This window comes from Chitinophaga sp. RAB17 (assembly GCF_052114225.1).
GTDB lineage: Bacteria > Bacteroidota > Bacteroidia > Chitinophagales > Chitinophagaceae > Chitinophaga.
In genome coordinates this window covers 347,834-355,249 of sequence record NZ_JBFREI010000008.1, presented here as the reverse complement: position 1 = coordinate 355,249, position 7,416 = coordinate 347,834, and the positions used below count along the sequence as shown (strand labels likewise).

Genomic DNA, 7,416 nt, shown 5'->3' with positions numbered 1-7,416 from the left:
TCGACTTGCATGTATTAGGCCTGCCGCTAGCGTTCATCCTGAGCCAGGATCAAACTCTCCATTGTAAAGAAGTTTTGATACTGACTAATTTCTCTCGAAATCAATCGGTGATCTATTAATTATGTTTAGCTGTACATTACCTGTTTGAAYCTAAGCATCACTACTTAGATTCGTGCTGTTGTTTCCAATCTTTCAAAGAACTTGAGCTTTWTGCTTTACGCTTTCAGCTTTTGTTGATGTGTGAGATCCGATCTCTGTGACTCTTTAGTCATACATCTTATTTCAATTTTCTTCGCAACTTTCGCTCTCCGTTTGTTGCCCCGTTGTTGTTGGGGTTGCAAAGGTAATAAACTTTTCATTTCCACCAAATCTTTTTCAAGATTTTTTAAAATTTTATTTTTTCATTGTTACTGATCGCAGAAGCGCTGCCACCAGGTATTAGCGGCTATATAGCAACCAGAAAAAATGAGTAGAAATTCAGTGTCGGGAAGAGCTTTTGTGTGCGTGCTTTCTATCAAAGCGGAGCGCAAAGGTAGGCGGATTTTTAACACTTCCAACTTTTTTGCAGGACTATTTTATAAAAATCTCTGTAATCCTTTATGACAAAGGATTACAGAGATCAAAAATTATTGACGATCAAAGCTTATTGGCTGCAAAAGTCCTTCCGGATATCTTACTTTCATCAAAAACAATCCCTGTGGAGGCACGGCAAAATCAGCATTTGTACAATCCATACTCTCTATGGCTGCCCTGAACTGATCCATAGAAAGCTTACCCCGCCCCACTCTCAGCATCGTTCCTACCAACCCACGCACCATTCCCCGCAGGAACCGGTTGGCGGTAACGTTATAGACTATACGCTCTCCGTCAACTGTCCAGTAAGATTCTTCAATCTTACATATATATGTCTTCACTTGTGTATTACGCTTAGAGAAAGTAGTGAAGTCACTATAGCCTTTAATCACTTCCGCTGCTTCCTGCAATGCATCGATATCCATCTTATAAGGAAAGAAGTATCCCCGGTCCTTCAGAAAAGGGTCTTTACGTGTATATAAGGTATACTCATAGGAACGGCCCAGGGCAGCGAAGCGGCTATTGGCATCCGGAGGTACATTATATATACCTCTCAGCACCACATCATCCGGCAGGATGGCGTTGATCTTATATAGGAACTGCGGATGCAGTGGCAATGCGGTATCAAAGTGAAGGAAGTTTTGTTGGGCATTCACACCAGCATCCGTTCTGCTGGAACCTGTGCTGACAATGGTATCTCTCAGTAACATACTCAATGCCCTGTCTATTTCCGCCTGCACGGTATGCGCATTTTCCTGCACCTGGAACCCGCTGTACTGCGCTCCCTTATATCCCACTTCTATAAAATACCTGTTCATATGGGGCGAAATTAAAGAATTACGAATTACGGAATTACGAATTACGGAATTACGAATTACGGATTTGTGGGGAGATATAGGCGAGGTTAATCTTCGCGTTTACCATCTACTCACAAATCCGTAATTCGTAATTCCGTAATTCGTAATTTCTTATTTATGCAGCATCGCTTTGAACCTGCCCCTGTAGTAATCATCGATTAACAGGTTTTCCAGGGAGCCATACTTCTCTGTATCGTATGTTTTAGAATAACCCGCATCCAGTAAGCGATAACGGGTATCATCTGCTGTCAGCAACTGCACCAGGGTTTTCATCTGTGCCGTTTCCAGGCAGTAGTTGCGCGTTTGTTTACGGAACACATCTATCATACCATCATCACTTCGGGCAGCTACAAATTTGCGTAACATTTTACGGAAAGTAGGTTCATCCATGATATTAGTGCAGTCCGAATTGATCAGGCGGGCATCCGTTGTTTTCTTTTTTGCTACCGGCGCATCTGGTACCACTTCAGCAGCTATTGGTGCTCCTACAGGCGCGCCTGCGGCATCCACCGTTGCTTCTTCTTCACTGTGTTTCTTTTTCTTCTTACTCTTTACCGGCTCTTCATCTGTTACCGGGCGGGTAACCGCCACACCGTAACCACTGGAATCGGTGATGATATTAGCCGGATGTTCTGTATCATCAAAAAGTTTACTGCGTTTTTTCTTTTTGCGGACAGGTGCTTCTTCTGTAGTGGTTACCGGCACTTCCACCACTGCTGGTGGAGCGGCCACCGCTTCTGTGGCAGTACCCATAGCGGCAGGCTGAGATTTATCATCCTGGAACTCAATAAAATCGGGATCTCCTTCCTTGGCCTTATGTTTCTTTTGCTTCTTTGTTGGTTCTTCAGCCGGAGCTGCTTTGGCTACTTCTTCTGCTGCTGCCTCGCTGGCGGCTGTTTTGCCTTCTTCTGCCAGCACATCATTGAGAATTGCCTTCTCTTCATCGGTGAGCGGCTCTCTTTCGTTTTTATGTTTTTTACCCTTTAGCTTCTTTACCTCTCCTTCAGTGGCTACTGCCGCATCTGCCGGTGCGGCTACTGGCTTCACTTCCGGTGCCGGCTCATTCCTGTCATCGCCGGTTACTACCACTTTATCTAATGCGGAAGAAAACGGATTCGCTGACTTGGCAGTCGTTGTAGACTTAGCAGGGCCTGTTACAATGGCTTTGTCAGCAAACGTTGTTTCAAGATCCTTCTGCAGGTTCGCCATCATTTCCTTTTTAGCCGTATCCAGCACTGGCACCAATGTATCGGCTACCACAAGTGTTTCGGCAGCTGCTACAGCAGGCGTACCTGCATCCGACTTGATTTCCCGGAAAGTTTGCAGGTTATATAAAGAATAACCCGCTTCCCCGGATTGCTTCAACAGGAAGCCCTGATCATTCTTCGCTATTTTCAGATAAAACTGCGCTTCGTGCGATTCATCCTTCGGAAAACCAACGGTGATAGGCACCGTACCGTTGTCCAGTTTGGGCAAAATGATATAACCCCGCTCCGTGGAACTCAGCACCTTGCCATTATGCTTTACATAAAATGGTTGCCCTTTCTCGCTCTGAATATATACGTAATGATGCTGTTCCTGCGCCCAAAGACGGCCGCAGAGTAACAAGCATGCCCAAACGAATATTACTGTCCTGTATTTGAGATGCATACTATAAATTGGTATAAAAACTATTCCTGTGCAAATATTATTCCAGCACGATCAGTACTTCTCCTTTTTCAACGGCAGTGCGCTCTGCGACTTTAATTTCTTTTACGATGGCATCTGAAGAAGCTTTAAACACATTCTCCATCTTCATGGCTTCCAGGATCAGCACCGGATCGCCCTTGTGAATAGCCTGCCCGGGGGTTACCAGCACCTTCAGCACCAGTCCCGGCATAGGCGCCTTGATATCATTTACCTTCTTCGTCATGGCATCTTTAATCCCCATAGACGCCAGCAACTGGTCAATAGGTTCTTCTATAGCCACTTCAAACTGTTGCTGATTTACCTGTAGTACGACTGTTTTGGTATCCTTGTCGATCCGCAAAACCTGCGCCTGGTAGCTATTTCCATCCATTATGATGCTATAATCGCCGGTAGGCAATTTTGCGGCTGACCAATCTACTTCCTGGTTATCGCAGGTAAGCTTTGTGTCTGTATTCACGGCAAATGTAGATTTGCCATTCACTATTGCTTTGATCATAATACTGTTTTACTGGCCTATAAGCGTAACAAAAATAGCATTTTTAACCACTTACCTCATATTTGGCCCATTTGTTTAAATTTGACTCTTTTTAATATCGCAAGCCGATACATTTGTTTAAAACTGCCTTTTACATGAATCAACATCTGAAGCAATCCCTGATGGGAATGCTGATCGGAGGAATAGCCGGACTGGGAATGAGCACTCCCCTGATGGCCCAATCTGATAAAGCTGCCCAGGAAGACCCCGCATTAAAGATTTACCGTGCCGCTGCCACTAAAGTAAATGATCTGGTACATACCAAGCTGGACGTACGTTTCGATTATGCGAAAAGGTACCTTTACGGCAAAGCATGGATTACCCTGAAACCCCATTTCTATGCCACCGACTCCCTTACGCTGGATGCAAAAGGCATGGATATTAAAGAAATATCCCTGGTAAAAGCCGGCAAAAATAACCCGCTGAAATACAGCTACGACAGCCTGCAGCTGCATATTGCACTGGACAAAAGCTACAAGCCATCTGAGTCTTATATTATTTATATCAGTTATACCGCCAGGCCTGATGAGCTGAAAGCGAAAGGCAGCGCCGCTATCTCTGATGCAAAAGGATTATATTTTATCAATCCCGACGGAAAAGATCCCAACAAACCTACCCAGATCTGGACACAGGGCGAAACAGAAAGTTCTTCCGCCTGGTTTCCTACGATCGATAAAACCAACCAGAAATGCACCGAAGAAATCAGCATGACGGTGGAAAAGAAATACGTAACCCTCTCCAATGGTAAGCTGGTAAGTCAGAAGAACAACGCTGATGGCACCCGTACAGATACCTGGAAGATGGATCTCCCCCACTCTCCCTACCTTTTCATGATGGCTGTAGGTGACTATGCTATTGTAAAAGATACCTGGCGCGGTAAGGAAGTGAGCTACTATGTAGAAAAGGCATACGAGAAATATGCGAGGAATATTTTCGGTAACACACCGGAAATGCTCACCTTCTACTCTAACATATTAGGCTACGAATACCCATGGGTGAAGTATTCCCAGATCTCCGGCCGTGACTATGTTTCCGGCGCGATGGAAAATACCACTGCAACGCTTCATGGAGAATTTATACAGAAAACAGATCGTGAACTCCTCGATAACAATAACTATAACGAAGGCGTAATTGCCCACGAACTGTTCCACCACTGGTTTGGCGACCTTGCCACTGCTGAGTCCTGGAGCAATCTTACCGTGAATGAATCTTTTGCAGACTACAGCGAATACCTGTGGCTGGAACATAAATATGGTAAAGACGCGGCAGATGAACATAGCCAGGAAGCTGCACAGTCTTATATGTCGATGGTACAATACTCCGGCGACAAAGACCTGGTACGCTTTCACTATCACGACAGAGAAGATATGTTTGACCAGATCACCTATCAGAAAGGTGGCCGCGTGTTAAACATGTTACGTAATGCAGTAGGTGATTCTGCCTTCTTCAAATCCCTGAACCTGTACCTGAAAACAAATGCCTTCAAGGCAACAGAAGCACATCAGCTACGCCTCGCATTCGAAGAAGTAACCGGTCGGGATATGAACTGGTTCTTTAATGAATGGTATTTCGGTAAAGGCTTCCCACAGCTGGATATCAGCTATAAATATAATGACGCCGCTAAAACAGTGACCGTTATTTTACAGCAGATACAGAAAGAAGCTAAAGTATGGCAGATCCCTATGGCCATTGATGTATACACGGGTGGTAAAGCTGAAAGACATCAGATCTTCATGGAAAACCGGGTAGATTCATTTACGTTCTCTTATACTACCCGTCCTGATCTGGTGAACGTAGATGCAGATAAAGTAGTATTAGCCAAGATAGATGATCACCGTGCTTTCAGTACCTACGCTTATCAGTACGCACATGCTCCTAACTATATGGACCGCCGCATCGCCATCGAAGAGGCAGCGGACGCGCAAGCCACTAACCCTGAAGCAGTGAAGCTGTTACAGCTGGCGTTGAAAGATAAATACCACGGCTTAAGGACTTATACTATTGGCAAACTGAACATGGCTAACACTGCTGTAAAAGCCGCTGCCCTCCCGGTTTTGCTGGAACTGGCCAAACAGGATCCAAGTTCATTGGTGCGTGCAGCTGCCTTACAACAACTGGGTGAACTGAAAGATGCACAGTATAGCTCCCTGTTTGAAAACGCTACAAAAGATAAGTCTTATGGCGTGGAAGCAGCTGGCCTGGAAGGCTTAGCCTCCCTCGACCTGGATAAAGCTTATACGATTGCCAAACAAATGGAAGGTGACACGAAAGGTAAGCTGGTAAATGCGATCGCAGGTGTGTATGCCCGTAAAGGCAACGCTGCTGATGTTGGTTTTGTGGCAACCAAGTTTGATGAAACCAGCGGGCAGGATAAGCTCAATGCAGCTTTCGACTACCTTGGCTTCTTATCAAAAGTAAACAACACACAGGCGGTAACGAAAGGTGTGGATCAGGTTAAAGCGATGACCGCACAGTTCAGCAACTCACAGGTAAGCACTTATATCAGTAACTGGATGCAGGAAATCAGCAAGAGTAAATCCCAGGAAGCAACGGGTGTTTCCGGCACTAACAGGGATGAACTGCTGAAACAGTCCGACTATCTGCGTAAAGCTGCTGAAGAAATAAGGAAATCCATTAAAGAGTAGTCAGCGGATTTTGTCTTTCCCAGGATTATACTGATTATACTGATTTTGTTTTTTTGATTTTATAGGATTAAAAAAGACTAGCGAACACCGATGCGGTTATCCACATTGATGTTCGCTAATCTTTTTTAATCCTGAAAACAAAATCAGTATAATCAGTATAATCCTGGGAAAGACAAAATCCGCGGCACTACAGTTCCACCTCCACCAAAGCGTTGATGGCAGGATTCCAGCGCCAGGTGGTATCAGCGAGTTTTACTCCTCCCAGCCAGCGGTGTTCCAGGGAAACATAGTCCAGGTAATTTTCTTCTTCTTCCAATATTTCCCTACCAAGACTGGTAATTTTAAGTATCTGTTCATGTTCCTCTATCACGCCGGCATTTACCATACGATGGATGAGGATGTCCAGTTGAAAATTGCTGAAACCATATATTTCCAGTTCGTCCCAGAAAAGCATATAGAGATCATACCAGCGATAGCTGCCCAGCGCCAGTCGTAGCAGGAAATAGTTTTCAATAGTACTCAGTCCGGTGTTTACATCCGGGAATCTTTTCAGGTGAGCAGTGATCGCTGCCGGCAGCGATGCCAGATTTCCGGCAGATAGTTTACTGATGGTTTCCAGCACCTGTGGCGTACGAAGGCACCATGCATCCCATACATCCTCTGCCCATACCAGGTCATCCGGTTGCAGGCGGACACGCTGTTCAAATATTTTTGGTAAGTCTTCCGGCTGCGCGTGATGTGGCAGATCAATGATACTAATGGGGGGAAGTGCGGGAAGTTGGCTGGTGATGTAGTGCAGGATAAACAACATATTTATCTGGCAAAACAGGTCATATTCAAACCAGAGGACGATTTCATCAGCAGAGGAGCCGGAGAGATCTAACTTCTCCAGCTCCTGTACTACATTGGTATAATAAGTTTGTCTGTCTATTCCGTATTGGAATTCGAGGTGTTTGGCGCGACTTTCAAAGAATTCAGTAAGGTCCTTGGTATACTTTACTTTTCCTTCGCACATCATTTCTCTACATACTACAATTTCTCCCGGCACCTCACTTTGCCGGAACAAGGTAAGGGTAGCATCTCCATTTAACACATGCAAGTATGACATAAAATAGTT

The 7,416-nt window shown here is 45.0% G+C and carries 5 protein-coding genes and 1 rRNA gene; 1 reads left to right on the top strand and 5 read right to left on the bottom strand.

Translation table 11 applies throughout. From position 1 onward, the window contains the following. From AB4Z08_RS25410 to AB4Z08_RS25395, 4 genes are all read right to left on the bottom strand, one after another. Positions 1-65: ribosomal RNA gene (locus tag AB4Z08_RS25410) — 16S ribosomal RNA — on the bottom strand; the annotation flags it as partial. A gap of 561 nt (positions 66-626) precedes the next feature. After that, entirely contained in the window at positions 627-1,391 is a 765-nt protein-coding gene (gene truA / locus AB4Z08_RS25405; protein ID WP_441576585.1) for a tRNA pseudouridine(38-40) synthase TruA, read from the bottom strand. Between the two features lie 150 nt (positions 1,392-1,541). Further along, positions 1,542-3,080 carry a DUF4476 domain-containing protein gene (locus tag AB4Z08_RS25400; protein ID WP_441576584.1) on the bottom strand — a complete coding sequence of 513 codons (1,539 nt, stop codon included), beginning with the start codon at positions 3,078-3,080 and terminating at the stop codon, positions 1,542-1,544. 37 nt (positions 3,081-3,117) lie between these two features. After that, complete coding sequence (locus tag AB4Z08_RS25395) at positions 3,118-3,615, bottom strand: biotin/lipoyl-containing protein (RefSeq protein WP_441576583.1); 498 nt, start codon at positions 3,613-3,615, stop codon at positions 3,118-3,120. A 134-nt stretch (positions 3,616-3,749) separates the two neighbouring features. Between AB4Z08_RS25395 and AB4Z08_RS25390 the strand changes: the two genes are divergently transcribed. Continuing rightward, positions 3,750-6,299, top strand: a complete 2,550-nt coding sequence (locus tag AB4Z08_RS25390; protein WP_441576582.1) for a M1 family aminopeptidase — start codon at positions 3,750-3,752, stop codon at positions 6,297-6,299. A 187-nt stretch (positions 6,300-6,486) separates the two neighbouring features. Here AB4Z08_RS25390 and AB4Z08_RS25385 read toward each other — a convergent pair whose 3' ends face one another. Beyond that, positions 6,487-7,407: a hypothetical protein gene (locus tag AB4Z08_RS25385; protein ID WP_441576581.1), complete on the bottom strand. Its 921-nt coding sequence runs from the start codon at positions 7,405-7,407 to the stop codon at positions 6,487-6,489. Between the last annotated feature and the right edge of the window lie 9 nt (positions 7,408-7,416).